The 26,440-nt window shown below is 59.8% G+C and carries 24 protein-coding genes; 14 read left to right on the plus strand and 10 right to left on the minus strand.

The window, feature by feature from the left end; all coding sequences use genetic code 11:
* The first annotated feature begins 46 nt into the window (after positions 1 to 46).
* Positions 47 to 1,584, plus strand: a protein-coding gene (locus U5J94_RS08795) for an IS3 family transposase (RefSeq protein ID WP_322565135.1) whose coding sequence is annotated in 2 segments (ribosomal slippage) — positions 47 to 509 and positions 509 to 1,584 — 1,539 coding nt in all. Because the reading frame shifts where the segments join, the coding sequence is not laid out codon by codon here.
* Between the two features lie 517 nt (positions 1,585 to 2,101).
* On the opposite strand, the gene U5J94_RS08800 is transcribed toward U5J94_RS08795, so the two are convergent.
* The gene (locus tag U5J94_RS08800) at positions 2,102 to 3,331 is read right to left on the minus strand and encodes an IS256 family transposase (protein WP_322564286.1); all 1,230 of its coding nucleotides are present in this window, start codon (positions 3,329 to 3,331) and stop codon (positions 2,102 to 2,104) included.
* A 379-nt stretch (positions 3,332 to 3,710) separates the two neighbouring features.
* Here U5J94_RS08800 and U5J94_RS08805 point away from each other — a divergent pair, with 379 nt between their 5' ends.
* Both U5J94_RS08805 and U5J94_RS08810 read left to right on the plus strand, forming a co-directional pair.
* Complete coding sequence (locus U5J94_RS08805; RefSeq protein WP_322565274.1) at positions 3,711 to 4,196, plus strand: hypothetical protein; 486 nt, start codon at positions 3,711 to 3,713, stop codon at positions 4,194 to 4,196.
* A 319-nt stretch (positions 4,197 to 4,515) separates the two neighbouring features.
* On the plus strand, positions 4,516 to 5,013 hold the full coding sequence (locus U5J94_RS08810; protein WP_322565275.1) for a class I SAM-dependent methyltransferase: 498 nt from the start codon (positions 4,516 to 4,518) through the stop codon (positions 5,011 to 5,013).
* Positions 5,014 to 5,060: 47 nt separating this feature from the next.
* Here U5J94_RS08810 and U5J94_RS08815 read toward each other — a convergent pair whose 3' ends face one another.
* Together U5J94_RS08815 and U5J94_RS08820 are read right to left on the minus strand one after the other, a co-directional pair.
* Positions 5,061 to 5,345, minus strand: coding sequence for a hypothetical protein (locus U5J94_RS08815; RefSeq protein ID WP_322565276.1), 285 nt, complete (start codon positions 5,343 to 5,345; stop codon positions 5,061 to 5,063).
* A 232-nt stretch (positions 5,346 to 5,577) separates the two neighbouring features.
* Positions 5,578 to 6,531, minus strand: a complete 954-nt coding sequence (locus U5J94_RS08820; protein ID WP_322565277.1) for a PDC sensor domain-containing protein — start codon at positions 6,529 to 6,531, stop codon at positions 5,578 to 5,580.
* Between the two features lie 198 nt (positions 6,532 to 6,729).
* Here U5J94_RS08820 and radA point away from each other — a divergent pair, with 198 nt between their 5' ends.
* Complete coding sequence (gene radA, locus U5J94_RS08825) at positions 6,730 to 8,094, plus strand: DNA repair protein RadA (RefSeq protein WP_322565278.1); 1,365 nt, start codon at positions 6,730 to 6,732, stop codon at positions 8,092 to 8,094.
* Between the two features lie 323 nt (positions 8,095 to 8,417).
* On the opposite strand, the gene U5J94_RS08830 is transcribed toward radA, so the two are convergent.
* The 4 genes from U5J94_RS08830 to U5J94_RS08845 all read right to left on the minus strand — a co-directional run bounded on the left by U5J94_RS08830 (position 8,418) and on the right by U5J94_RS08845 (position 11,838).
* Positions 8,418 to 8,792: a PilZ domain-containing protein gene (locus U5J94_RS08830; RefSeq protein ID WP_322565279.1), complete on the minus strand. Its 375-nt coding sequence runs from the start codon at positions 8,790 to 8,792 to the stop codon at positions 8,418 to 8,420.
* 2 nt (positions 8,793 to 8,794) lie between these two features.
* Positions 8,795 to 9,433, minus strand: a complete 639-nt coding sequence (locus tag U5J94_RS08835) for an FHA domain-containing protein (RefSeq protein ID WP_322565280.1) — start codon at positions 9,431 to 9,433, stop codon at positions 8,795 to 8,797.
* A 179-nt stretch (positions 9,434 to 9,612) separates the two neighbouring features.
* Positions 9,613 to 10,908 (minus strand): HlyC/CorC family transporter, encoded by a 1,296-nt coding sequence (locus U5J94_RS08840; protein ID WP_322565281.1) that lies wholly within the window; start codon positions 10,906 to 10,908, stop codon positions 9,613 to 9,615.
* A 105-nt stretch (positions 10,909 to 11,013) separates the two neighbouring features.
* Positions 11,014 to 11,838 (minus strand): cytochrome C assembly family protein, encoded by an 825-nt coding sequence (locus U5J94_RS08845; RefSeq protein WP_322566479.1) that lies wholly within the window; start codon positions 11,836 to 11,838, stop codon positions 11,014 to 11,016.
* Positions 11,839 to 12,122: 284 nt separating this feature from the next.
* Between U5J94_RS08845 and U5J94_RS08850 the strand changes: the two genes are divergently transcribed.
* From U5J94_RS08850 to U5J94_RS08880, 7 genes are all read left to right on the plus strand, one after another.
* Positions 12,123 to 12,887 (plus strand): 3',5'-cyclic-nucleotide phosphodiesterase, encoded by a 765-nt coding sequence (locus tag U5J94_RS08850; protein ID WP_322565282.1) that lies wholly within the window; start codon positions 12,123 to 12,125, stop codon positions 12,885 to 12,887.
* A 52-nt stretch (positions 12,888 to 12,939) separates the two neighbouring features.
* A complete protein-coding gene (gene ffh, locus U5J94_RS08855) occupies positions 12,940 to 14,301 on the plus strand; it encodes a signal recognition particle protein (RefSeq protein WP_322565283.1) in 1,362 nt (453 codons plus the stop codon).
* Between the two features lie 344 nt (positions 14,302 to 14,645).
* Positions 14,646 to 14,903, plus strand: coding sequence for a 30S ribosomal protein S16 (rpsP, locus tag U5J94_RS08860; RefSeq protein ID WP_322565284.1), 258 nt, complete (start codon positions 14,646 to 14,648; stop codon positions 14,901 to 14,903).
* A gap of 51 nt (positions 14,904 to 14,954) precedes the next feature.
* Positions 14,955 to 15,491 carry a ribosome maturation factor RimM gene (rimM, locus tag U5J94_RS08865; RefSeq protein WP_416224209.1) on the plus strand — a complete coding sequence of 179 codons (537 nt, stop codon included), beginning with the start codon at positions 14,955 to 14,957 and terminating at the stop codon, positions 15,489 to 15,491.
* Between the two features lie 34 nt (positions 15,492 to 15,525).
* On the plus strand, positions 15,526 to 16,269 hold the full coding sequence (trmD, locus tag U5J94_RS08870) for a tRNA (guanosine(37)-N1)-methyltransferase TrmD (protein ID WP_322565286.1): 744 nt from the start codon (positions 15,526 to 15,528) through the stop codon (positions 16,267 to 16,269).
* Positions 16,270 to 16,296: 27 nt separating this feature from the next.
* Entirely contained in the window at positions 16,297 to 16,647 is a 351-nt protein-coding gene (gene rplS, locus U5J94_RS08875) for a 50S ribosomal protein L19 (RefSeq protein ID WP_322565287.1), read from the plus strand.
* A gap of 11 nt (positions 16,648 to 16,658) precedes the next feature.
* Positions 16,659 to 18,575: a hypothetical protein gene (locus U5J94_RS08880; RefSeq protein ID WP_322565288.1), complete on the plus strand. Its 1,917-nt coding sequence runs from the start codon at positions 16,659 to 16,661 to the stop codon at positions 18,573 to 18,575.
* Here U5J94_RS08880 and U5J94_RS08885 read toward each other — a convergent pair.
* The gene (locus U5J94_RS08885) at positions 18,541 to 19,497 is read right to left on the minus strand and encodes a peptidoglycan DD-metalloendopeptidase family protein (protein WP_322565289.1); all 957 of its coding nucleotides are present in this window, start codon (positions 19,495 to 19,497) and stop codon (positions 18,541 to 18,543) included. The two genes, U5J94_RS08880 and U5J94_RS08885, sit on opposite strands and share 35 nt — an antisense overlap.
* A 191-nt stretch (positions 19,498 to 19,688) precedes the next feature.
* On the opposite strand from U5J94_RS08885, the gene U5J94_RS08890 reads away from it, so the two are divergent.
* From U5J94_RS08890 to U5J94_RS08900, 3 genes are all read left to right on the plus strand, one after another.
* The gene (locus U5J94_RS08890; RefSeq protein WP_322565290.1) at positions 19,689 to 20,168 is read left to right on the plus strand and encodes an MGMT family protein; all 480 of its coding nucleotides are present in this window, start codon (positions 19,689 to 19,691) and stop codon (positions 20,166 to 20,168) included.
* Positions 20,165 to 21,070, plus strand: a complete 906-nt coding sequence (xerD, locus tag U5J94_RS08895) for a site-specific tyrosine recombinase XerD (protein WP_322565291.1) — start codon at positions 20,165 to 20,167, stop codon at positions 21,068 to 21,070. The genes U5J94_RS08890 and xerD overlap by 4 nt, the downstream gene beginning before the upstream one ends.
* A 150-nt stretch (positions 21,071 to 21,220) precedes the next feature.
* Positions 21,221 to 21,943 carry a DsbC family protein gene (locus U5J94_RS08900; RefSeq protein WP_322565292.1) on the plus strand — a complete coding sequence of 241 codons (723 nt, stop codon included), beginning with the start codon at positions 21,221 to 21,223 and terminating at the stop codon, positions 21,941 to 21,943.
* A gap of 160 nt (positions 21,944 to 22,103) precedes the next feature.
* Here U5J94_RS08900 and trxA read toward each other — a convergent pair whose 3' ends face one another.
* Together trxA and U5J94_RS08910 are read right to left on the minus strand one after the other, a co-directional pair.
* Positions 22,104 to 22,967 (minus strand): thioredoxin, encoded by an 864-nt coding sequence (gene trxA / locus U5J94_RS08905; RefSeq protein ID WP_322565293.1) that lies wholly within the window; start codon positions 22,965 to 22,967, stop codon positions 22,104 to 22,106.
* Positions 22,968 to 23,035: 68 nt separating this feature from the next.
* Complete coding sequence (locus tag U5J94_RS08910; RefSeq protein ID WP_322565294.1) at positions 23,036 to 26,413, minus strand: UvrD-helicase domain-containing protein; 3,378 nt, start codon at positions 26,411 to 26,413, stop codon at positions 23,036 to 23,038.
* Positions 26,414 to 26,440: the final 27 nt, after the last annotated feature.

Consider the following 26,440-nt stretch of genomic DNA (forward strand, 5'->3'; position numbering starts at 1 on the left):
TCTGAATCAGAAAGTAACCAAGACAGGGGGTGGAAAGCGACGAGAAATGCCCCGTTATTCAGAAGAACGCAAGGCTGCCGTGATGTGCATGCTGTTGCCCCCGCAAAACCGAAGTGTAGCCGATGTGGCTCGAGAGGAAGGGATCAGCGAAATGACCCTGTATAATTGGCGAAAACAAGCCAGAGAACAGGGGGTCCCGGTGCCGGGAAACGGAAAACAAAGCGACGACTGGTCGGGTGAAGCGAAGCTGGCGGTGGTGGTGGAGACCGCCGGCCTGAGTGAAGCGGAGCTGAGTGAGTATTGCCGTGGTAAGGGGTTATACCCCGAGCAGGTGAAGGCCTGGCGCACGGCCTGTGAGACCGGAGCGGACCAGGCGGCCAGTCGGCGACAGGCTGAGAAGGCCCAGGCCCGCGAGGATAAAAAGCGTATCAAGGAGCTGGAGCGGGAACTGCGGCGCAAGGACAAGGCGCTGGCAGAGACCGCCGCGCTGCTGGCCCTGCGAAAAAAGTTGAACGCCCTCTGGGGGGACGACGAGGAAGGATGACCTCGCTCCCGGAGCGGCGCAAACTGGTGGGTTATATTGAGGAGGCGGTGAGCGCTGGAGCCCGCAAGGCGCGGGCCTGCAAGGAAATCGGCATCACTGTACGCACTCTGCAGCGATGGACCCAGGGTGGGGAAGTTCATGCCGACCGACGGCCTGATGCTATCAGGCCCGAGCCGGCGAACAAGCTCACGCCCGAGGAGCGCGAGCGTATCCTGACCGTGTGCAATGAACCCGAGTTTGCGTCACTGCCGCCGAGCCAGATCGTGCCGAAGCTGGCGGACCGGGGTGAATATATCGCCTGTGAGTCGAGCTTCTACCGGGTACTGCATGCGGCGGGCCAGCGGCATCACCGGGGCCGGGCCCAGGCGCCGAAGAAAACGAAGGCGCCGACCACGCATGTGGCCGACGGGCCGAACCAGGTGTGGTCGTGGGACATCAGCTGGATGCCCAGCCGGGTGCGTGGACTGTTTTGGTACCTGTACCTCATTGAGGACATCTACAGCCGCAAAATCGTCGGCTGGGAAGTCCACGAGCGAGAGGCCGGCGAGTTGGCCGCACCGCTGGTGCAGCGCAGCGTGCTGGCCGAGCGGTGCTTTCGCCAACCGCTGGTCTTGCATGCGGACAACGGCAGCCCGATGAAATCGCAGACGCTGCGGATCAAGCTGGCGGATCTGGGCATATCGCCGTCATACAGTCGGCCGCGAGTGAGCAACGACAATGCGTTTTCCGAGTCGCTGTTTCGGACACTGAAGTATTGTCCGGCCTGGCCATCGCAGGGATTTGCCACGCTGGAAGAGGCTCGTGACTGGATGCTGAAATTTGTCGACTGGTACAACAACCGCCACTGCCACAGTGCGCTGAAATTTGTGACGCCGGCGCAGCGGCATCGAGGCGACGACCGGGATATCCTGAAACAGCGTGATCGGATCTACGAGCAGGCCAAGGTGCGGAACCCGCAGCGATGGTCCGGCAGAACGAGAAACTGGGTAGCGGTAGGACCGACGGCCCTCAACCCTGAGCGGGTGCAGCAAGCGGCTTAAGAACGGAAAAGGCGACAACTATCTTGAAAAACACCGTATTCCAAAAAGAGATGGTGAGAATATAAAATATAAATAAAAAAAGATTGGCGACACATGGAGATACGAATAATTATAGCTTGTCACCGAACCCTTTAATTATGTGACTTGCAATGTAGTAACTTGGTAACGAGAAAAAGTAAACGCGTTTCAAGAAAAAATAAATCAAGAGAGACAAGTAATGTACGAAGAGCTATATATACGGAAATATGGGGACAGTATGAACCTCCCCCAGTTTCACGGACACATTAAATCAGCTCATAGTCTGGCGGGGTCGGACCAGCGTAAGCACTTGATGGGAAAATATAAATTTCAAGATTGTCACTGAAATATCAGCTTAAAACGCGTTTTTTGACGAGGAAATGGCGGTTATAAGGGTAGTGTTCAGAATTCTGTGGGCAGTATACTAATTTCTCAACGTGATTTAGTTGTCCAACGGGTCGGGCCGGGAGACTGTAAATAATTCTGTGTAACTGCCCGGTTAGAACTGCTCCGGCATTCTATCCGGAAACTCAATCATAAAACGATTCAAGGCGTCCTTCCAATGGTGAATGGGCATGGTCCATTTCTTGGAGGCCGCCTGCATGGCCAGATAGACGACCTTGAGTGCCGCGTCGTCATTCGGAAAGACCTTACGGTTGTTGACGGCCTTACGGATAACGCTATTGAGGGATTCGATAGCGTTGGTGGTGTAAATTACTTTACGAATATCATCCGGGTAGTTAAACAGGGTGATGAGATTCGGCCAGTGTTTGCGCCAGGCCGTGCTGATGGACGGAAACTTCTCATCCCAGCGCTCGGCAAAGGCGGCCAGCTCTCGCTCGGCCTCCTCGACAGTGAGGGAGGCGTAGATCTTTTTCAGGTCAGCGGCAACGGTCTTGCGTTCTTTCCAGGAGACGAATTTGAGCGAGTTGCGCACCATATGCACGATGCATAGCTGGATCTGGGTCTTCGGGTAAACGGTGTTAATGGCTTCCGGGAAGCCTGTCAGCCCATCCACCGAGGCGATGAAAATGTCCTTCAGGCCCCGTTGTTGCAGTTCGGTGAGCACGGACAGCCAGAACTTGGCACCCTCGTTTTCCGCGAGCCACAGCCCCAGCAGTTCTTTCTGGCCGTCCAGGTTGATGCCCAGCGCCAGGTAAATGGCTTTGTTGATGACGCGTTTGTCCTGACGGATCTTCACCCGGATGCAGTCGAGATAGACGATGGGATAGACCTCATCCAGGGGTCGGGATTGCCATTGCTGGACCTGTTCCAGCACCTGCTCGGTGACCCGTGAAATCAGCGTAGGAGAGACCTCAACGCCGTACAGTTCCAACAAGGTGGAAGCTATGTCCCGCGTGCTCATGCCCTTGCTGTAGAGCATGATGATCTTGTCGTTGAAAATCGGTAGCCGGGTCTGGTTTTTGGAGATAATGAGCGGCTCAAATTCCCCGTTGCGGTCCCGGGGAATGGCAATTGGCAGCTCGCCAAGCTCGCCCTTCAAGGTTTTACTGCTGTAACCGTTACGGCTGTTGCCGCTATGCTGACCGGCTTTGTCATGCTTGGGATAGCCAAGGTGGTCATCCATCTCGCCTTCGAGCATAGCTTCAAAGGTTTTTTGGCGCAGCAAGCGGGTGAGGTCCTCGAGTTCCTCCGGTGTTTTGATACTGTTCACCAGGGCTTCAAGCTGCGGGTCGATATCGGTTTTGGTTTTTGTTCTTCTGCTCATGTGTCTTTTCCTTTATTATCAAGGGTATGGGACTTTGAGCAGTTACACAATTTAATTTACAGTCTCCGGGCCGGCGAAAATTCTTAACACAATATGATCTCCTGAAGTTCCGATTGAAATTTCTGCTTAAAAGACGTTTTTCAATAGAGAAGTGGTGGGTTTGGCTGCACTCAATCCCGTGGACAGTCTGCTTACTACCCGCCAAAGTTTTTAACTGCCAACGTAAACTATCGACTCCCGACTTCTGATTTACAATTTCGTAAAAGAGGTCGGTGACAAAAAAGAACTATTTGCATTACAATTCGCTATCGACCTCATATTATCCCGGTCGCTAGTGCCTCGACTCAGTGTCGTTGTTAGATGATAAAAGAAGGACAAGATGGAAACACAAGATACTGAAATAAACCTGGAAAAAATGAGCGCCCCCAGCTACAGGCTGTTGGTGACAGCGCCGATGGCGGCAATCATGTTAAGCGGGGAAGAGAGTAGCAAGTGGTCGGACTTGCTGGAATCTGTTTCGCCGGTCTATGCGTCGGCAGCTGAAGATGCGCACGGCGAGGTCAAAGAGGCGCTTTTAACTGCATCATTCATGATAGAAGGTGGTGATGTGTTAATTAAAAAATATTTTTCAAATGATAGTTTGAGCCTGGAGCGGATGATGGAGCTTTCGGCCACTGGCGCCGATATCTGGGTGTGTAAGTTAAGCGACGGAGAGGTTGAACGATCTGAGCTTATTAAATTGTTTAAAGCGATACAGGCCGGTTTGATTGAGGCGGTCGGCGATCTGCGTGATGAAAATGAAATGATCGATCAGCTTATCCAGACCCAGAACAAGGTGATTGAGCATATTTCATCGTTAAACTGATCCCCATATAGCCCATATCATAAGGCGCTCAAACAGGCTGGCGCCTTGTGCTTCCCCTGGCTTAACCGTTGAGCGGAAAGAGATGAATTCCTGTGGCAGGATACTTATTTACAGCCACAATTTAACTGCCAACTGCCAACTGCCAACTGCCAACTGCTCTCTCCTTGACCCCGGTTTTCAGGCGTTGAATACAGGGCGAATTCTGGGTGATCGAAGCATGACGAGGCGGGTTACTGACGTCTGGCTACCGCTGGACTTGGCAAAATAGTGCGTTATTCTTCTTATACTCTCCATCCAGCGCGAATTGGAGGATAAGACCATGAGCAGAGTATCTGAAAAAGGGCTCCCGGAGTTTGAGCAACTGAAACAGCAACTTAAGGCGACCTGGAGCGCCGGCAACTACGCGGATGTGGCGGAGACCCTGGCGCCCAGTACGCTTCAGTTTCTCGAACGCCATCCCGCTCGGCGAGGTGCCAGGGTCCTGGATGTGGCCTGTGGCGCAGGACAGGTGGCGATCCCGGCGGCCCGGGCCGGCGCCGAGGCCTACGGCATCGACATCGCCGAGAACCTCATCGAGCAGGCCCGAGACCGAGCCGCTCGGGAGGAACTGTCGATACACTTTGAGGTGGGCGATGCCGAATCCCTTCCCTACGAGGATGACAGCTTCGATCAGGTCTACAGCGTCATTGGCGCCATGTTTGCCCCCCGTCCCGAACGCGTCGCCGCCGAACTAAAACGGGTTTGCAGGCCCGGCGACAGTATGTCTGTTGCCCCACGCAACCCTGATCGGCCGATTTCTGATTTACGACTTCCCTGATTAAACAACTATCCTTCTGAGGTGAAGCGTTTTACGTCAAAACAGGACTATTGCTGTGATACCCGGATATAGGCACGGGCACGTTTAACCTTGTCGATACAGTTTGGGTATTTTCCAAACTCAAACTGTACCTTGGCAGCTGTCAGCAGGCTGGCAGCCTTGGTGTATTCCATCGTGCCGCCAAGACCCTTGGCCTTGGCAAAGTCGAGCTCTTTGTAGGCGGTTTCCAAACCACGTTCACATTGCAGGGCAGCCGTACTCTCGGGGTTGCCTGCGCATGCGGTGATAAAGAAAAATACCAGGGACAGAAGGGACAGTTTTAATCGCATCATTACCTCCGAAATTGTGCTCATACGGATGAGAAGCTCAGCTTATGATACAAACGATTCTCAACCGACTTTAATATTCCTCATTTAACATTTCAGCAATAACCCTTGTTTGGGGAGTTATGGTGACAGTATGCATATTTCTCACCACAATATTGAACTGCTAACCGCCAATTTTGCTTAATCTACCTCTGCGTTCCTTTGCGTCTCCGCGCCTCTGCGTTAATGTTCTTTTCTATCAAACGGCTTCGGCCGTTTCCCCGAACCAGAACCTGGTGTCCATGTCCAGAAACTGCTGGAAGTGGATGTAGTGCGAGCCGTCGCAGGAGAAGGTGAGGCCGACCATGCCGTTGATGACGTTGAAGGAGGCGGATCGCAGGTAGATGGTTTCGTCCGCGTGACGCAGGGCCTTGAACTGATCCAGCACGCGGCCGATGTCACCAAAGCTGACCTGGGTACGTTCGTGCGCGGGGCGGCGCGGGTAGGCGAGGCAGCGTTCGGGATCGACGATCTCATCCAGCATGTGGATGTTGTAGTCGTAGGGATCGTCCAGCGACCAGAAAGAGGCGCGGGAGCTGGAGAAATGAATCTTGACATGAAAGATGCCGTGGTGGCGCAGCATGTCGGCGATGCTGTTCATTACTTCGTCGAGTACCTTGTCCATGGCGCTGATGGTGCGCTGTTGCTGGAACACGGTGCCGCGGATCGCCGGGTCGCCCTTGTACTGGCTCCAGCCGGCCGAGGCCGGTGGATTGCGGCGCTGACTGTGTAAATCGTCGACGTTGTAGTCGGCGGCGATGAAGCCGAGGACCGCGTCACCGTCGCGCACGGCCTGGATGGCGGTGATGCAGGGACGCAGGCTGTGGCGGCTGGTATAGACGCCCGACAGGGTAAAGCCCTGCCAGGGCAGGGTTCGGTTTAAATAGGGCCGGCCGGTGAGATCCAGGCCACGCCACTGGGTATCGAGCTGGTCGTTCTCCACGTTGGCGGAGATCAAAATGTTATGGGTGTCGATGGCGTAGAGCATGTGGCAGTGGGGCAGTTGGCCGAGGCCGCGCAGCAGTACCTGATCCAATTGAGATGGATCTTCCCAGACGGCGGCCGCCTCGACGGCGAGGGCGGACAGCGGCTCGGCGGCGAGGCTGGCCAGCTGCTTTTTTTGATGGGCGATGCGATCCTTGAAGGCTGACATAAAGTTCCATCCATGTGGTTGTCGTGTTTTTCTGTTCCAGTACCGGTATTCAAATAGTGTGCCGTCGATTGTCCTCGTGTGCCATGACAGGCGGATGACGCTTGCCGCAAGCGGCAAGTGCGCCGGGCTGTGGGGATCGCGACAGGCTGGCTCATGTTACCATGTCCCCTGATCTCAAGAGCGGATATATAACCCACGATGGCCAAGAGCAAGATCGTCTATTCCTGCACCGAATGCGGCAGCCAGGCACCGAAATGGGCCGGGCAGTGCGGCGACTGCGGGGCGTGGAACACCCTGGTGGAGGTGACCGCGGTGGGCAGCGGCAGTCGCGGCGCACGCTTTACCGGCTTTACCGGCGAGGCGAGCGGCCAGCGGGTGCAGCGGCTGGCCGAGGTGGGCGCCGAGGATGTGAGCCGGGTGGCCACGGGGATCGGCGAGTTCGATCGGGTGCTGGGTAGCGGGCTGGTGCCCGGCTCGGTGGTGTTACTGGGCGGCGATCCCGGTATCGGCAAATCGACGCTGTTGTTGCAGACCGTGGTCAGTCTCGCCGAGCAGCTCGCGCCCCTGTACATCACCGGCGAAGAATCGCTGCAGCAGGTCGGTCTGCGCGCGCAGCGGCTGGGGCTGGCGGCCGGCGAGCTGCGTCTGCTGGCGGAGACCCGCATCGAGGATATTCTGGCCATCGCCCAGCAGGAGCAACCGCGGGTGCTGGTGATCGATTCCATTCAGACGGTCTATACCGACGAGGTGACCTCGGCGCCCGGCTCGGTGAGCCAGGTGCGCGAGTCGGCGGCGCAACTGGTGCGCTATGCCAAGCAGACCGGCACTGCGCTGTTTCTGGTCGGGCACGTGACCAAGGAGGGCAACCTGGCCGGGCCGCGGGTGCTGGAGCACATGGTCGACACGGTGCTTTATTTCGAGGGCGATTCCAGCAGCCGCTATCGGCTGGTGCGGGCGATGAAAAACCGCTTCGGCGCGGTCAACGAGCTGGGCGTGTTCGCCATGACCGATAAGGGATTGCGCGAGGTGAACAACCCTTCGGCGATCTTTTTGTCCCGCCACGACGAGGCGGTGCCCGGCAGTGTCATCCTGGTCACGCTCGAAGGCAGCCGCCCGTTGCTGGTGGAAGTGCAGGCGCTGGTCGATGACAGTCAGTTAAGTAATCCACGCCGGGTGACCACCGGGCTGGAACACAACCGCCTGGCCATGCTGCTGGCGGTGCTGCATCGTCACGCCGGCGTGGTGTGCGCCGATCAGGATGTGTTCGCCAACGTGGTCGGCGGCGTGCGGGTCACCGAGACCGCCGCCGACCTGGCGGTGATCCTGGCGGTGGTGTCGAGCCTGCGCAACAAGACTCTGCCGCAGGATCTGGTGGTGTTCGGCGAAATCGGCCTGGCCGGCGAAATCCGCCCGGTGCCCAACGGCCAGGACCGCTTGAACGAGGCGGCCAAACACGGCTTCAAACGTGCCGTCGTCCCCAAAGGCAACGCCCCGCGCAAACCCATCGACGGCCTGCAGATCACCGCGGTCAGTCGCCTCGAAGAACTGTTGGATCTCTTTTAAACGATTCGGTTAATTAACGCGGAGTTCGCGGAGGCGCAGAGGACACAGAGAAAATAATTATGAATGTTGAATTTTAAATTCTGAATTGAATGATAGCCCCCATTCAATATTCAGCATTTAAAATTATTCCTCTCCACGTTATTCCCCGGGGCGGCAAGCGATAACCACCGAAGACACTAAATGCACTGAATCGGTGTAGTTTGGTGACATCAGTGCTTTGGTGATTGAGTCAGCGGTAAGCGTGGTACACAATCTGCACTGTTAAATCTATCTTTGCGTGCTCTGCGTCTCTGCGGTGAGATTTTATTCCCGATTACCGTCTATTAATCAGACTCGAGCAGTTCGGCCAGTTCGCGTTCGAGCAGGGCGGGGTCGCCGAGGTTGAGTTCGAGCAGGCGGTGCAGGTGACTGGCGCTGTCCAGATCCATCTGCTCGAAGTGGAGACCGAGCTGTTCGCTGTCGGTGTGGACAACCCGGACGTTGAAAGCCAGTTGGACTTCGTTGCCCAGCGGCAGTTGCAGAATAAACATTCGTGCGGGATCCGCCGTCCAGTTGGCGGGCCGTTTAATCAGGGCGCCGCGCAGGCTGATGTCGAGCACGTCGGTTTGCCACTGCCGGTGGTCGGCGGGATCGATCAGCTGCACCTCGCCGTCGAAGGGAATCCGGGTAAAGTGCCGCCGCTCGGAGGAGTCGGTCATGTTCAGTCCAGAAAGAACTGCATCTTGATGTTGCCGATCTGGATGGTGTTGCCGTCCTGCAGTTTGTGGCTGTGTTCGCCCAGCGGCTTGTTGTCCACCTGCGGCGGATGATCGCCTTCCAGGTGCGAAAGAAAGTAACCGTCGTTGCGCCGGGTAATGACCGCCGTGGCGACGCCGGGCTTGCCCAGGTTGGTCATGGAACGATTCAGACTGAGGGTCTTGCCCAGATTCTGGCCATTGAGGATCTGCAGCCAGCCCTGACGCGGTTCATGGCCGGTTTTGGTTTCGGCCGGTTGCGGCGGCGCGATCTCCTCAATCTCGGGCGGCTGCTCCACGCTGGCCATGTCGGGATCGTTTTCGTATTTGTAGGCGAGGGTGTGCTTGCCGATGCGGATCACATCCCCGTCCTTGAGCAGATGCTTGTCGATCCTGTTCTGCCCGACGTGGGTGCCGCCTTCGCTGTCGAGATTTACCAGCACCGAAGTCTGATCCCGGGTATCGATGCGCGCATGTTGCGGCGAGACCGCCAGGCTGTCGATATGGATGGTGCAGCCGGGATCGCGACCGATCAACATGCTGCCCTTGAGTACCGGGTAGACACGCAGAATGCTTCCTTTGAATGACAGCGTCAGCTTGGACACGTACGACACGACTCCCGGCGTGGTTGGGTAAATAAAAAATCTATATTTATCGTAGAATTATAGTTGGTTATTAATGTTATTATACAACTGCGTCGCTGGATAGTCCCGATTTTGACCGTCTGTGGGCAATTTGTGGCCTTGCAGCCACTCGCCGGACTGGTGCGGTACGCCCGTCGTTTTCAGCTCGCGCCGGGTTTCCCCGTGGCGGGCGGGACGATTTTCCAGTTGGGATCGATATGCACAGTCTTCACCGCGTTGCCGGTGGTCTGGACGATCTCGATGGGGTAGTTGGCGATCAGCAAACTGGTACCCGGATCGGGAATATGTTCCAGGTATTCGAGGATCAGGCCATTGAGGGTCTTGGGACCTTCGCTGGGCAGATCCCACTCCAGCGCCTTGTTGAGTTCGCGGATGGTGATACTGCCATCCACCAGATACGTGCCGTCGTCCTGAATATGGATATCGCGACTGGAGGCGGCCGGGTCGGTGGTGAACTCGCCGACGATCTCCTCGAGAATATCCTCCAGCGTCACCAGCCCCTGAATGTCGCCGTACTCATTGACCACCAGGGCGATGCGCCGGCGCTCGTGCTGGAAGTTGATTAACTGGGTGTGCAGGGGCGTGCCCTCGGGGACGAAATAGGCGTCGCGAATGATCTGCCGGAAGCTCTCCTTGTTCAGCTCGTCCTGCTGGAACAGGCGCACGGCACGGCGCAGATGGACCATGCCGATCACGTGATCGATATCGCCTTCGTAGACCGGCATGCGGGTGTGCTGGCTTTCGGTCAGCTGCCTGGCGATCTCTTCCCAGTCGTCGGCCAGATCGATCCCGGCGATCTCGTTGCGCGGCACCATGATGTCGTCGACACTGACCTTCTCCAGATCCAGTATGCTCAGCAGCATTTCCTGATGGCGCTGGGGGATCATGCTGCCGGCTTCACTGACCACCACGCGCAGCTCCTCGCTGCTCAGGGTCATGCGGCCGGCTTCATCAAGGCGGACACCGAACAGCCGCAGCAGGCCGTTGGATACGCGCGTGATTACCCAGACCAGCGGATAAAATATCTTCAGCAGCGGTGCCAGCAGATAGGAGGCGGGCAGGGCGTAACGTTCCGGGTTAAAGGCCGCCAGGGTCTTGGGGGTGACTTCGGAAAAGATCAGCACCACGATGGTCAGGGCGATGGTGGCGATCCAGATACCCGACTCGCCGAACAGCCGGATGCCGATCAGCGTGGCGATCGCCGAGGCCAGAATATTGACGAAGTTGTTGCCCAGCAGAATGACCCCGATCAGGCGATCGGGTCGGGTCAGCAGGCGTTCGGCCAGTTGCGCACCCTTGTGCTGTTTCTCCGAGAGGTTGCGCAGCCGATAGCGATTGAGGCTCATCAACCCCGTTTCGGAGCCGGAGAAAAACCCGGACATGATCAACAGGAAGATGAGTATGCCGATGAGCATACCAAGGGGTAATTCGTTCAAGAACGCGATACCTCTTGCGGAATTGGGAGTAAGTGAATTACGAAGGACATGGCCGGGAGTGTCAAGGCTTCAGGCGCGTGGGCCTGGCACGTTGCCTGCTATCTGCTATTGGTTAAGTACCAGTTCGATGACAAACTTGCTGCCGAAATAGGCCAGCATCAGGGCAATAAAGGCGGCAATAGTCCAGCGAATGGCCACCCGTCCGCGCCAGCCGAACTGGACACGTCCCCAGAGCAGGATGGCAAACAGTATCCAGGCGATGATCGACAGCACGGTTTTGTGTACCAGCTGCTGGGCGAACAGATCCTCCAGATAGAAGCCGCCGCTGATCAGCGAAATGCTCAACACGATAAAGCCCAGCCCGATCATCTGGAACAGCATGGTCTCCATGGTTTCCAGCGGCGGCAGTGCGCGCAGGATACCGCCCGGCTGTTTGTTGTGCAGATGCGCTTCCTGGAAATACAACAGGATGGCCTGCACCACGGCGATACTCAGCAGGCTGTAGGCCAGAATCGAGATCAGGATGTGAAATTCCAGGCCGGGGGTCAGCGTATGGGAGAGGTGCTGATGCTCATCGCTGAGCAGACGCAACAGCACGGTCAGGGCGGTAAACGGCAGGACCATGATACCGAGCGATTCGACGGGGCGGGTGAACGCCGACAGCAGCAGCAACAGTGCCACCAGCCAGCCTACCAGGGTGAAAATAGTGTAGAAGCCGACATCCAGGCCGGCATCGGTCCACAACAGTTGCCCGAGCATAATGCCGTGCAGCACCACTGCCACCAGACCGACCAGTAACGGGCGGGAACGGGCTGCCTGCCGGGCCTCGGCGCCGCCGAGCAGACGTTGCCATAACAGGCCGCCTGCCAGCAGATACAGGAGTATGCCGGCCACGCCGGGCAGTAACAGATTCAGTACAAGGGAATTCATCACGGGCAAATCATCGCACAGCTCGATCGGTGAAGGAAGTATTCATCGTTGCCGGCGACACCGATTCGGCGGTTGCCGTTCGCTTTGCCTGGCTGCCCGGTTGTCTTCGGGGGCGGTTTGTTCTGTTTGCCGGTTTGAATTGGCGTTAAGCGTATAAAACGGCTGATTATCAAGCTCTTAGACTTGTGACCCTGGTAGCATTTTGATTTACTTGGCCATGGCATCATTGGCATCGTTATATAAAGGGGCACAAAGTGATTCAACCTGGCGGAGTTAAAGCTTAAATGGAGTTGCAGGTTTTAGGTTGCAGCGGCGGCGTTGGCGACGGCTTGCGCACCACCACCATGATGGTGGATCAGGCTATTCTGATCGATGCCGGTACCGGTGTGGGCGACCTGACCCTGGAGCAGATGAGCGGTCTGCGCCATATCTTCCTCACCCATTCGCACCTGGATCATATCGCCAGCATTCCCCTGCTGGTCGACAGTGTTTTCGAGCATCTGCATGAACCGATCACCATCCACGCCCTGGATGAGACCCTCGATGCCCTGCGCACGCACATTTTCAACAACGTGATCTGGCCCGACTTCGCGGCGCTGCCGCATCCCGATCGCCCGGTGCTGCGTTATCAGCCGATGCAGCCGGGTGAAACCCGGCAACTGGGGGAGATTCAGTTTGAGATGGTGCCGGTCAATCACGCGGTGCCCGGGGTCGGCTATATCGTGCGTAACAGCCGGCAGGTGTTCGCCTTCAGTGGCGATACCACCACCAACGACACCTTCTGGGCACGGCTCAACCAGCTGGACCGCCTGGATATGCTGATCGTCGAGGCGGCCTTCCCGGACCGCGATATCGACATCTGCCGCCGCGCCGGCCATTACTGCCCCTCGCTGCTGGCGGCGGACATTGCCAAGCTGCAGCACCGGCCCGAGATATACATCTCCCACAACAAGCCGGGCGACGAGGACGAGATTTTCGACGAATGTCGCCGCGCCATCACCACCTGTCACCTCAATCGCCTCTCGGCGGGTAGTCGTTTCACGTTATAATCCTCCTGTGACCGCCCTGCACGGCGGTCGGATTCAATTCAAGTGAGGCAGTATGTTTGATGGTCTGAGCGAGCGGCTCGGCCAGACGGTGCGCAACCTGCGGGGTGTCGGCCGCCTGACCGAGGAGAATATCAAGGACACCCTGCGCGAGGTGCGCATGGCCCTGCTGGAGGCCGATGTGGCCCTGCCGGTGGTCAAGGAATTTACCGACCACGTGCGTGACAAGGCGCTGGGCGAGGATGTGCTCAAAAGCCTGACCCCCGGCCAGGCGCTGATCAAGATCGTCAACGACGAGCTGGTGGCGCTGATGGGCGCGGCCAACGACGGCCTGGATCTGAGCGTCACGCCGCCGGCGGTGATCCTGCTGGCCGGCCTGCAGGGTTCGGGCAAGACCACCAGCGCCGGCAAGCTGGCCCGCTGGCTGCAGGAGAATCAGAAAAAATCGGTCATGCTGGTCAGTACCGATATCTACCGCCCGGCGGCCATCGATCAGCTGCAGACCGTGGCCGGGCAGGTGGAGGCCAGCTTCTGTCCCAGTGCCAGCGACGAGGACCCGGTGGTCATCGCCAAACGGGCGCTGGAGCAGGCGAAGGTCCAGCACAAGGATGTGCTGATCGTCGATACCGCCGGCCGGCTGCATATCGACGAGAGCATGATGGACGAGGTGCGTCGGCTGCATGAGGCGGTCCATCCGGTGGAGACCCTGTTCGTGGTCGACAGCATGACCGGCCAGGACGCGGCCAATACCGCGCGCGCCTTTCACGACGCGCTGCCGCTGAGCGGGGTGATCCTGACCAAGACCGACGGCGATGCCCGCGGCGGGGCGGCGCTGTCGATTCGCCAGATCACCGGTAAACCGATCAAGTTCCTCGGCACCGGCGAGAAGACCACCGCGCTGGAGCCGTTTCATCCGGATCGGGTCGCCTCGCGCATCCTGGGCATGGGCGATGTGGTCTCGCTGGTCGAGGAGGCACAGGGCAAGATCGATGTGGCCGAGGCCGAGAAGATGGCGGCCAAGCTCAAAAAGGGCAAGGGCTTCGATCTGGAGGACTTTCTCGCCCAGTTCCAGCAGATGAAAAAAATGGGCGGGGTGGCCAGTCTGATGGACAAGCTGCCCGGCATGCCCAATGTGCCTGCGGGGGCGCTGGATGCGGCGGCCGGTGAGCAGCAGATCAAGCGCATGGAGGCGATCATCCGCTCCATGACGCCTGCCGAGCGGCGCAAGCCGGATCTGATCAAGGGCTCGCGCAAGCGGCGCATCGCCGGGGGCTCGGGCACCCAGATCCAGGACGTCAACCGCCTGCTCAAGCAGTTCACCCAGATGCAGAAGATGATGAAAAAAATGAAAGGCGGCGGCATGGCCAAGATGATGCGCGGCCTCAAGGGCGGCCAGCTGCCACCGGGGCTGATGTAAGCGGGCGAGTTGAATCGCGGAGGGGCTCGGCTCCCACGGGGGATTGGTTGGGGTGTTGTAGGAGGCCAGCCCCCTGGCCGATTGGTGGGCGAGGGGGCAATCATCGGAGTTGAATCGCCGAGGGGGCTCGGCTCCAACAGGAGGATATTATTTGGTGGCCCCCTTCCCCCGGGATTGCCAGTATTCCCGATACGCACGGGCGGTGAAATTTTCCCCGCAAAATGGCGCTAAGCCCTTCACTTTTCCGCCATTTTCAGTACAATGCCCACCTCTTTTCGGGAAGGCTGTCCGGCCGCGAGTCGTGACGGCCTCAATTTATTTGGTTCAAGAGGTTATAAGTCGCGATGGTAACCATACGTCTGGCACGCGCTGGCGCTAAAAAACGCCCTTTCTACCACATCGTGGTCACGGATTCCCGTAACCGCCGGGACGGTAGCTATATCGAACGCCTGGGGTTCTTCAACCCGGTGGCCACCGGTAACGAGGTGCGTCTGAATCTGGACAGTGAACGCATTTCGCACTGGATCAGCAAGGGCGCCCAGGCCTCTGAACGGGTCAGCAAGCTCGTCAAGGAACAACAGAAACAGGCAACTGCGGCGTAACATGCTGTAATACCGCCCGGATTCCGGTGACGGGCAGTGCCGGGCGGAGGACTGCAACAGGCCATGCAACATGCCGATGACATGATGGTGTTGGGGCATATCAGTGGCCTGTTTGGTATCCAGGGTTGGGTGAAGGTCTATTCCCATACCGAACCTCGCGACAACATTCTGCGTTATTCACCCTGGTATCTGTCGATCGAGGGCGAATGGCGGCCCTACCCGGTGGCGCAGGGCAAGCAGCATGGCAAGACCCTGATTGCGCAACTGGAACAGTGTCCGGATCGCGACAGTGCGGCGGCCCTGGTGGGCTGCAAGATCGCCGTCACCCGCCAGCAACTGCCGGCGCTGGAGGAGGGGGAGTATTACTGGCGGGATCTGCTGGGCTTGCGGGTCATTAACCTGGCGGACGTGGATCTGGGCCAGGTCACGAATCTGATGGAAACCGGCGCCAATGATGTGCTGGTGGTCGAGTCGCAAGGCGACGGCGAGAAACACGAACGGTTGATCCCGTTCATCCGGGAACAGGTGATCAAAAACGTGGATATCGGGCAGGGCGTGATACGCGTCGACTGGGATCCGGATTTTTGATTCATGCCGGACAACGGTATGAAGGTAAAGTGACATGCGCTTTGATTTCGTCACCCTGTTTCCGGAGATGTTCAGCGCGGTCATCGGGTCCGGAATTACCGGCCGGGCGCTGAGTCGCGGTCTGGTCGAAGTCGGGTTTTATAATCCGCGCGACTATACCGCGGACCGTTACCAGACCGTGGACGATCGGCCCTACGGCGGCGGCCCCGGGATGGTAATGATGGTCGAGCCACTGCGTGATGCGATTCGTGATGCACGTGGCAGCAGCGACAGCGCGGGACGGGTAATCTACCTGTCGCCGCAGGGGCGCAAACTGGATCAGGCCGGGCTCGAACAGTTATCGCGCCACTCGCATCTGATACTGGTGTGCGGCCGCTACGAAGGGATCGACGAGCGGTTGATTGATGCCGAGGTCGACGAGGAGTGGTCCATCGGCGATTACGTGCTGAGCGGCGGCGAACTGGCGGCCATGGTGATGATGGACGGGATCACCCGGTTATTGCCCGACGCGCTGGGCCACGAAGACTCGGCGCAACAGGATTCTTTTTCGGACGGATTGCTGGATTTTCCGCAGTTCACCCGGCCGGAGACGATAGAAGGCAGGCAAGTCCCGCCGGTATTACTCAGTGGCGATCACAGGGCCATCGAGCGCTGGCGGCTCAAACAGGCGCTGGGTCGAACCTGGCTGCGACGTCCCGATTTACTCGAGACGCTCGAACTGGATGAGGACAAACAGACTTTGCTCGCGGAATTTATCCACGAGCAGGATATTGAATAACAAGGCACGAGCTTGGGAGCGACGAGCATGAGTAACATTATCGATCAGTTAGACGCGGAACAGATGAACAAGACGATCCCGGAGTTCGGTCCCGGCGATACCGTTGTGGTTCAGGTGAAAGTCAAGGAAGGGACCCGCGAACGTCTGCAGGCCTATGAAGGCGTGGTCATCGCCCGGCGTAACCGCGGCCTCAACTCCTCTTTCACCGTGCGCAAGGTCTCCTACGGTGAAGGGGTCGAGCGTGTTTTCCAGGTCTACAGCCCGACCCTGGCCGAAATCCAGGTCAAGCGCCGCGGTGATGTGCGTCGCGCCAAGCTTTATTATCTGCGCGAGCGTTCCGGCAAGTCCGCCCGTATCAAGGAAAAGCTGTCCAGGTAAGCCGCTACGGCATGGCTGTCCGGTTGAACCACCGCGCGCCGGTAATCACAAAAACGGGTAACCCTGGCGGGTTATCCGTTTTTTTGCGTCGGCGCCGGCAATCCGCTGTTCGACCGGCCCGGCGCTGGCGCGGCATGCTCGTCGCGTGGTTGTTGCTGATTGCGCCGTCGCTGGCGGCCGACGAAGCCCTGCAGGAGGTGCGCGCCCTGGCCGACAGCGGCGCCGCCACCCTGGCCTTGCATCTGCTCGATGAGTTGCAACCGACTATCCCTTCCCAACAGAGCGAGTGGCTGGCGCTGGAGCGCGAGCGGGTGCGCATCTATCGCCAGAGCGGCCAATGGCAGCGACTGGCCAGCCGGCTGACCGGTTTCCCGCGCAACATGCCGCAGCAGGCCGTACGCTGGGCGATGACCGAGCGGGCCAATGCTTTTCTGAAACTGGATGAACCGCAACAGGCCCTGTCGGTGTTGCAGGAGCTGATCTGGCTCATGGAGCCGATCGAGGACGAGTGGCTGCGTCGCTGGCGGGAGCTGGTGATGACCAGTTATATCCGTCTGGGACTGGCCGAAGACGCCTATCTGGCCAGTCGCCAGTTTTATCAGGACTATCCCCCCAAAAACCGGGAAGACCGCCTGTTGCAGGCGCGGATTCTGTTGATGAGTCATCGGCCCGAGTCGGTGCCAAAACTGCTGGCCGGCGAGGCGGATGCCGAAGCCGGCATGCTGACGCTGCTGGCCCAGTTGCGCGGTGACATGCGGGCGCCGAAGACGGTCATGCAGGCCGGCCTGCGCCACTTGCGCGGCAAATGGGTCAAGGTCGATAACCGGCACCATTTATGGGCAGTGATCGCCGAGGCGGCCCGACGCAGCGGGGATCGGATCACCACGGCCAACGCCCTGGAGCATGTGTTGGCCGCCCAGGCTTCCAGACCGCTGCCGCCCGGTCTGTTCGACTATAACGCCGATAGCCTCTGGAATGCCTATGTGGATCTGGCCACCTATCTGGGGAATCAGCAACAGTTTCTGATCGGCGACGACGATCCCTGGTTCGAGGCCGCGGCCCAGGCGCGGCGCAAGCAGCCGGTGCGCGCCCGATCCTATTACGCGGTGTTAATGCTCAAGGGACAGACCGCGGCCAGCCGCCAGCGCGCGGCGAAAGCGTTCCTTGCCCTGATGCGCCAGCGTTCGCACGGCGCCGCGCTGCTGGAAGCGCTGTTTCTCGACAGCAAACAGTATCGGCAATTCGCAGCTATCCCGCTCAGCGTGCGACTGGAGCTGGTGGACATTGCGCTGGCGCGCTCGGAGATCGAGCGTGCCTCGGCCCTGATGGCCAGTATCGAACAGGTGCCCGAAGACGAAGAGGCGTTTATCTGGCAGTTACGCCGCGCGCGAATTCTGGTGCTGGGGGGAGAAATCACCCAGGGCCATCAGACGTTGTACGATCTGTTGGCGTCGATGACGCAGCCACAGGAGCAACAACTGGATCAGGTGTTGCAAGTGGTGTTCGATCTGCAGACCGCCGGGGCGCACGACGAGGCGCTGGATCTGTTTGCCCGCCTGCAAGAGCTGACCGCCGACAGCAACCGCAAACGCGAACTCTATTACTGGATGGCCGATTCCCGTCAGTCCCAGGAACAGTTTGCCGAGGCGGCTCGCCTTTATCTTAAATCCGCCATGCTGATCGGTGCCGATGCCATGGATCCCTGGGCGCAGACCGCCCGCTATCAGGCTGGCGTGGCCCTGTCGCGGGCCGGCCTGGTGGAGGATGCGCGGGCGCTGTTCAATCACCTGCTGCGGGTGACCGAGGATAAAAGTCGCAAGGCGGTGTTGCGTCAGGAGCTGCAAAAACTGTGGCTGCTGGAAGGCGGGCGCAGCGGCGATCACACCCCCGCGCTCACAACGGATGATGCAGAGGCAAATCCGTTTTAGGTTCCACCGGCGTCCCTTCCAGACTGGTAAAGTCGAAGGGGATCGATTCGAGCTTCATCCCCGTGTTTTTCTGTACCGCGAAATGCAGGTGCGGTATTTCCCCGTCGGCGGAGGCCGCCAGCTGGCCGATGACCTGGCCGCGATCGACCGGCGTGCCCGGCAGCATTCTGATCGAGGCGGGATCCAGATGGGCATACAGGCCGAATGTGCCGTCCTGATGCAGGACTCGCACATAGTGAGTCTGCTGGCGGCGCACGGGGGCGAGTTTGCCGGTGTTGATCTCGACGATGTGGCCACTGCGGGCGGCGGCGATATCGCTTTGTGCCGGCATGGGGATGTCCACAGCATAACGGGTCAGGGGGTGCTGGCGGTGACTGCGCTCGCCATCGAAGGCCTGGCCGATGGCAAAGTCCTTCTGCCGCGGATAGGGTGGCAGATAGGGTTTGCCGCTTCGATGTTGGGCTTGCGGATCGCCGAGGACATAGCGGCTGGCATAGGCGTAACCCCAGGGTCGCGCCGGATCGATCTTCTCGAACCGCGTCAGCGGTTCCCGGGTCCCGGAGGCAATCACCTTGCGCAGCGGCAACGGCGGATCGGCGCGCATGTTTTGCATTTCCCGCGCCGAGAACGCCAGCTCAATGGGTGCGGGGAGGGTATTGGTCACTTCAAAAACCGGCGCCTCGTCGCTGCCAAGCCGGTGAATGATCACCTGCTGTTGCATGGCGGGTGAATCATCGGCAGCGATTGTCGCATCGGTTGCGTTTTGCCCCGGTGGACTGTCACTGAAATGCCAGACGCCGTCTTCATCCTGATACTTGTAAACCTGACCGTGAACCGTCGTGCTCAATAGCAGCAGGAATACCGCCAGAGCGGGATGCTTGCGGGTGGATGAGGCATCGCGCTTGAGGCCGGTTATTCGCATCGCTGTGATTACCCCTTTGCGTTTCGACGATCGATGAAGACTGAACGACTCACAGGCCTCCAGGGTGTGTTGTGGTTCCATCCTGTTCGCCCCTGAACTATATTTGAAATATCCCAGTTAAACTGGCATCCGTTCACTTATCCGCGGAGAATACGGTTTGTTATCACCAGAGTAAATTCGGGTATTTACCTATGACCACATCCCGCTTTCAGATCACCGTGCCGCCGGGCGCCCTGGCCGTTACCTTGAGCGGGGAGCTCATCACGGGGATTGATTTGCCGGCGCGGGCGCGCAAACCGTTGCCGGGGCCGGGCAGTCAACTGGAAAAACGGGTGGCTGCCGAGCTGAATGCCTATTTTGTCAATGCCGCGGCACCGCTGGGCTGGCCGCTACAGTTTGAGGGCAGCGATTTTCAGCAACGGGTGTGGCGGGCGTTACGGGCCATTCCGGCCGGGACGGTCAAAACCTATGGCCAGCTGGCGGCGGAGATCGGCGGTTGCGCCCAGGCGGTGGGTAATGCCTGTCGGCAAAATCCGATTCCCCTCTATATTCCCTGTCACCGGGTGGTGGCGCGCCAGGGGATCGGCGGCTATGCCGGCAAGACCGCCGGTCAGCCGATCCGGCTCAAGCGCTGGTTGCTGCAACACGAGGGCGTGGCGCTGTCCGCATGAGTGATTCGGTACAACAGCAGGCCCTGATCGAGCAGTTTCTCGATGCCCTGTGGATGGAGCGGGGGCTGCGCGAGAATACGCTGGCGGCCTACCGTTCCGATCTGGGTCAGTTCGGCCAGTGGTTGCAGCAGCATTGTCGCGATTCGCTGCTCAATGTGCGCCGCGAACAGATCCAGGGGTATCTCGCCCACCGGCTGGAATGCAAACGCAGTCCGCGCAGCACCGCCCGGCTGTTGTCCTGCCTGCGCCGCTTTTATGCCTGGTTGCGGCGCGAGCGGCGCATTGACGAGGATCCCACCGCCCTGATCGAGGCCCCCCGTCTGGGGCGGCCGCTGCCGAAAAGTCTCAGTGAAGCGGACGTTGACGCCCTGTTGCAGGCACCGGATACCGCCACCGCCAAGGGCCTGCGGGATTGCTGCATGCTGGAGGTGCTGTACGCCACCGGCATGCGGGTCTCGGAGCTGGTCAATCTGCAGCTGGGGCAGCTCAATCAGCAGCAGGGCGTGGTACGGATCACCGGCAAGGGCGACAAGGAGCGGCTGGTGCCGCTGGGCGAGGAGGCGCTGGGCTGGTTGCAGCGCTATTTGCAGGAGGGACGGCCCGCCATGCTCGGCGATCAGCTCAGCGGGGCGCTGTTTGTCAGCAATCGCCGCCACTCCATGACCCGCCAGACCTTCTGGTATCTGATCAAGGATTACGCGCGCCGGGCGGGGATCGACAAGCCGCTCTCCCCGCACACCCTGCGCCACGCCTTCGCCACCCACCTGCTCAACCACGGCGCCGATCTGCGCGTGGTGCAGATGCTGCTCGGTCACAGCGATCTCTCCACCACCCAGATCTATACCCACATTGCCAAAGTCCGTTTACAGGAACTCCACGCCCAACATCATCCCAGGGGCTAATGAGTTCCGAGTTCTGAGTACTCAGCACTCAGCACTCAGCACTGACTTTAAGGAACTTCTGCCCGTTTTGCGCATCATATAGCCCATAGTCGGGCGTGAATCGGATATACTCTCACGCGTTATTCTCACTATTACTGGTTGTTATTCCCCATGCAGAAATTTTCCCGTGTTGTTGCTGTCGCCGCCCTGTTGGGGCTGATGTCCCACGCCGGTGCCGATGAGCTCGAGCAGGCGCGCAAGGCGATCATGGATCGTTTTGATGATGTCAAAGCCGAGAATGTCGAGCCCTCGCCGATCAAAGGCATGTATCGGGTCACGATCCCGCCGCAGGTGTTTTATATATCCCCCGATGCGCGTTACGTGGTAGATGGCGAAGTCATCGATCTCGAGAACAAGCGCAACCTGACCCGTGAGTACCGTCAACAGTCGGTGGTCGCGGCCATTGAGGCGCTGGGCGAGGAGTCGATGATCGTCTTCGGCCCGAAAGACGCCGAACATACCGTGACGGTATTTACCGACATCGATTGCGGCTACTGCCGCAAGCTGCATGAAGCGGTCGATGAGTACAACGAGCAGGGGATCCGGATCCGTTACCTGGCCTACCCCCGCGCCGGCCTCGAATCCCGCTCCTATCAAAAGGCCGTTTCCGCCTGGTGCGCCGACGATCAAAAAGCGGCTTTGACCAAAGCCAAGCAGGGTGAGGCGATTCCGAACAAGACCTGCGACGATCCCGTCACCCGTCATTTCCAGCTGGGCCAGGCGATCGGCGTCTCCGGTACCCCGGCGCTGGTGTTCGAATCCGGCCAGGTCGTCCCCGGCTTCGTGCCCCCCAAACGCCTCGCCGCGATCCTCAACGGCAAAATGCCGAACTGAGGCGATATAATTTTGAATGTTGAATTTTAAATTTTGAGTTGCAGAGCCAGGTTCCATTCAAAATTCAACATTTAAAATTCAAAATTATTACGTTCTCCGTGTCCTTTGCGTCTTTGCACCCAAACGACGGGCATAAACGCCTCTGCGTTGAAATGAACGTCTAATTCAGGGCCTGGGCCAAGAGGCGGCGGTATTTGCTGACCAGTTCGCCCTGGTTGCCGAGCAGTTCGAACATTCTTAACAGTCCCTTGCGGCCAGCGTCGTCGTTGTAGGCGCGATCGCGTTTGACGATCTCCAGCAGCTGTTGCATTGCGTCTTCGTGACGGCCTTCGGCGGCGTAGCGGGCGCTGAGTTGATAGCGGGCCTCGCTGTCTTTGGGATCGGCTTCGATCCGTTTTTCGAGGGTCTCGATGTCGTCGGAATCGGACAGGGTTTCGGCCAGTTCCAGTTTGGAATAGAGCGCGGAGACTTCCGGGCTCATCTGGAAGTCGACAGAGAGGCTGTCGAGTAACTGGCGGGCGTCGTCGTAGCGCTCTTCTTTGATCAGCACCTCGGCGAAGCGCACCCGGTTTTGCATGTTTTCTTTATCATCAAGAATAATCTGCTGCATCTGTTGCAGGGCCTGCTCCCGCTCGCCGGCGTCATAGCGATCGATGGCCTGCTGCATCGGTGTGTCCGCTTTGCCTTCCATATGCTTATCGAGCAGGACGCGGATCTCGCCTTCGGGCCGGGCACCGGTGAACTCGTCGACGATCTGGCCGTTTTTGACCAGCTTGACGGTGGGCACGCTGCGCACCCCGAAGTGGGTGGCCAGTTCCTGTTGTTGATCGATCTCCACCCTGGCGAGCAGGAACCGGCCCTGATACTCCGTGGCCAGTTTTTCCAGCACCGGCATCAGGCTCTGGCAGGGGCCGCACCAGGTGGCCCAGAAATCCACCAGCACCGGGACCTGATGGGAGGCATCGATCACCTGTGACTGAAAGGTCTGGGCGCTGACATCGAAACTGTACTGCGATTGGCTCATAGTCTGTCCTGTCGGTTGCTAGCGGGTAAGGATGGAAACGTCCCCGGACGGGCGGGACGCGCGGCGAATTATACCTGCATTGGCCACAATTGCGCAGAGGCGGTAAACAGCAGGCTGACCTGCAATTCATGATTCGGCCACAGCTGGCGAATACCCTCGGCGTAGAGCCGCATCTGTTCCTGATAACCGGCCGCCACGGTGGCGGGATCCTCGAGCGCGGCGCGATGGGTCTTGTAGTCGATCAGACGGAGCCGGCCGGGCTCGACCAACAGCCGGTCGATGACGCCGTTAATCGTCCGCCCCTGCTGGCGATAGAGCAGCGGCAGTTCGTTGCGGCATTGCACGTCGGCGGCGGGGCGAAACACGTTGTCCAGTTGCGGGGCCCAAAAGACGGCCAGCGCTTCGTCCCACCACTGGGCCAGTTGCGTGGCGCCGGCCTCGCCGGCCAGGCGTTGCAGCGCGCGTTCGCGGGGCAGATCCGGTTCCTGACACAGCCATTCCAGACAGCGGTGGATGACAATGCCCCGCGTCCGTCCGTCCTCATCGCCGATGCCGCCGCTCGGTTCATCCTGCTGGCTGGGTGCCAGCGCCGCGTCCCCGGCGGCGAGGGGCAGCGGTCGGTGCAGGCGGGGATCCGGTTCGGGTGTGACGTCAGCCGGGGCAGCGTGTGTCGGTGTCACCGGCGCCGGGGGTTCGTTGCGGGTGACCAGGATTTGCGGACTGTTGATTTCGTCGGGCGGGCGATCGAAGGCGCCGGCGATCTGCTGATACCAGCTGCTGGTTTCGTCCCGTTTGGGCAGGCTGCCGGAGATATAGAGCCGCTGCCGGGCGCGGGTGAGCGCCACATATAAAAGGTTGGCCTCTTCGCGGCGAGCGGCGCTTTCGGCGCGCTCGATCACCGCCTCGCTGAGCGGATCCTGCCAGCTCTTCGCCGGGCGCAGCAGAAAATGGGTCGGGCGGGGCGCGTTGGCCGGCCACTCGATCAGTGCCTCGTGGGCCTTGCCGCGCGGTTCGGCGCGGGCGCTGTCGATCAAAAAGACCACCGGCGCTTCCAGCCCCTTGGCGCCGTGGATGGTCATGATGCGTACCCGCGCCTGCTGGCCGGCGTCGGCCGGCTCGTCGGGGGCATCGTCGTCGTTCTGGCGTAACTCCTGCAGCCACTGGGCGAAGGTCATCAGGCTGGGATAGCGGCCGCTGTCCATCTCCAGCGCCAGCTCCTGGAAGCGGACCAGGTTGGCCATGACCCGCGGCACCAGATGGGCCGGGAAGGCGGCCCGATAACGGGCCAGGACATTGGCCTCGCTGTAGATGCGATCGAGCAGATCGTGCACCGGAATGTGCCCGGCCAGGGCGCGCCAGCGGCGCAGGTGATCGTGGGCGCGGCGCAGCGGGGCGTCGGGTGGCTGAGCGGCGGCCAGAGCGGCCAGGCGCTCGAACCAGTTGCCCGGCGCCTCGGCGGCCAGTTGCATCAGATCGCGGTCGTCAACGGCGAACAGCGGCGAGCGCAGGATGCCGGCCAGCGCCAGGTTGTCGAACGGCATGCTCAGCCAGTTAAGCAGGTTGAGCACGTCCTGCACCTCGATGCTTTGCAGCAGGGTGCCGCGATTGCCGCTCAGATAGGGGATGCCCCTCTCGCGCAGCGCCTGCTCGTACTCGGGCAGGTGGGTACGCGAGCGCACCAGTAACAGAATGTCATCGTAATCGATCGCCCGGGCCGGCGCGTCGGGGATCTCCTGGACCGGCAGGCGAGCGTCGATCAGGCGGCGGATTTCGTCGGCGATTGCCTGCGCCTCCTGGCGATGGCGGGTCTGGGTCGGCTCGGGACGCGGGGTCAACAACGGGTTGCGCAGCGGCTCTTCAGGGCTTGTCTCGGGCTCGCTCTCTTGCTCTTGATCTCTGGCCGGCGGCAGCAGGATCACCTCGCCCCACAGCGACGGGTGATGGGTCCGGTGTTCGGGGAAGTCGGGGATCTGCTGTTGCAGTTGGGGATCGCCGGTGAACAGCCGGTTGACGAATTCCATGATGGCCGGGGCCGAGCGCCAGGAAGTGTTGAGCGGATAACGGTGCGCGCCCAGGCGGCGTTCCAGCCACTCGGTGGCGGTGTCGAACAGCCGCGGTTCGGCCCGCCGAAAGCGGTAGATCGATTGCTTGGTATCGCCGACTAAAAAGACGCTGCGCTGGCGTTCGCTCTCCTGGGCCAGCTCCTCGAGCAGCGGCAACAACAGTTGCCACTGGGTCGGGTTGGTGTCCTGGAACTCGTCCACCAGCAGATGGGCGATGCGCTGATCGAGTTTGTACTGCACCCACAGGGCATTGTCGCCATCGTTGAGCAGCTGATACGCCTTCCATTCCAGATCGGTGAAATCGAGCAGTCGCTGTTCGCGCTTGATGCGCTGGTAATGATCCAGCAGGGCGACACCGGCCCGGCACCAGGCGCCGTTAACCCGGTAGTTGCGTTGCGCGGCCAGTTGTTGCTGAACATTCGGCAACGCGTCGCATAAGCGGTGATGCAACTCGATCAGTTCCTCGGCACCGGCATCCCCCAGTTTTTTGCGCACGGCCGTCTTGGCCTCACGTTTGCGCGGTTCATCGGCCTGGGTGAAAAAGGTCTGGTAGACCGCCCTGTATCTTGATTCCATCGGTTGCTCGCTATTCAGGGCGAGTTGTAACTGATCGATGAACGCGTTGTTGGTTTTATTGGGATGACCGGACAGAAGCTCGGTGAAACGGGCCAGTTGTTGTTGATGTGTTTGATCATCAAGAAAGTCTTCGCGCGGATCCTCTTCGGGATTGATCCCGAGTTGCTGTTTGAGCTGTTCCGCTGCCCAGCCCAGCGGATCTTTCTGCCCGGTGGTATACACCCACCAGTCGCTGCGATGCCCGACGAACTGGCGCAGGGCGCCGAGGGTATTGTGCAGGCCCAGCTCGTCGAACAACTGGCGCAGGGCGACGGCCTCCAGACTGTCCGGTTCCCGGGCGGCGCTGACCATCAGCGCCTCGCGGGCCTCGTCGAGCAGCGCCGCGGTACGCTCCAGCAGTTCAAAGCCGGGCGGCACATCCGCCTCCAGCGGAAAGCGGCGCAGCAGTTCCTGGCAAAAGGCGTGGAAGGTGGTGGTGCGCACACTGTAGGGCGTTTGCAACAGCCGCTGATAGAGTTGCCGGGCTTGCTGGCGCAGGGCCGGATTGGGCTCCAGCTGCAGGGCCTGCAACTGTTTATCCAGCGTGACGTCGTCGCACAGCGCCAGCTGCTGCAGGCGCTGCAACAGCCGCTGCTGCATTTCGGCCGCCGCCTTGCGGGTGAAGGTAATGGCCAGAATCGCGCCCGGTTCGGCGCCCTCGAGCAGCAGGCGCAGCAGGCGGCTGACCAGCAGATAGGTTTTGCCGCTGCCGGCCGAGGCCTGCACGGTGATATTGCCCTGCAGGGCGGGGTTTGCGGCGCCGCTCATGGCAGGCTCCTGTGATGGGGCGCACAG

This window comes from Thiohalophilus sp. (assembly GCF_034522235.1).
Classification (GTDB): domain Bacteria; phylum Pseudomonadota; class Gammaproteobacteria; order UBA6429; family Thiohalophilaceae; genus Thiohalophilus.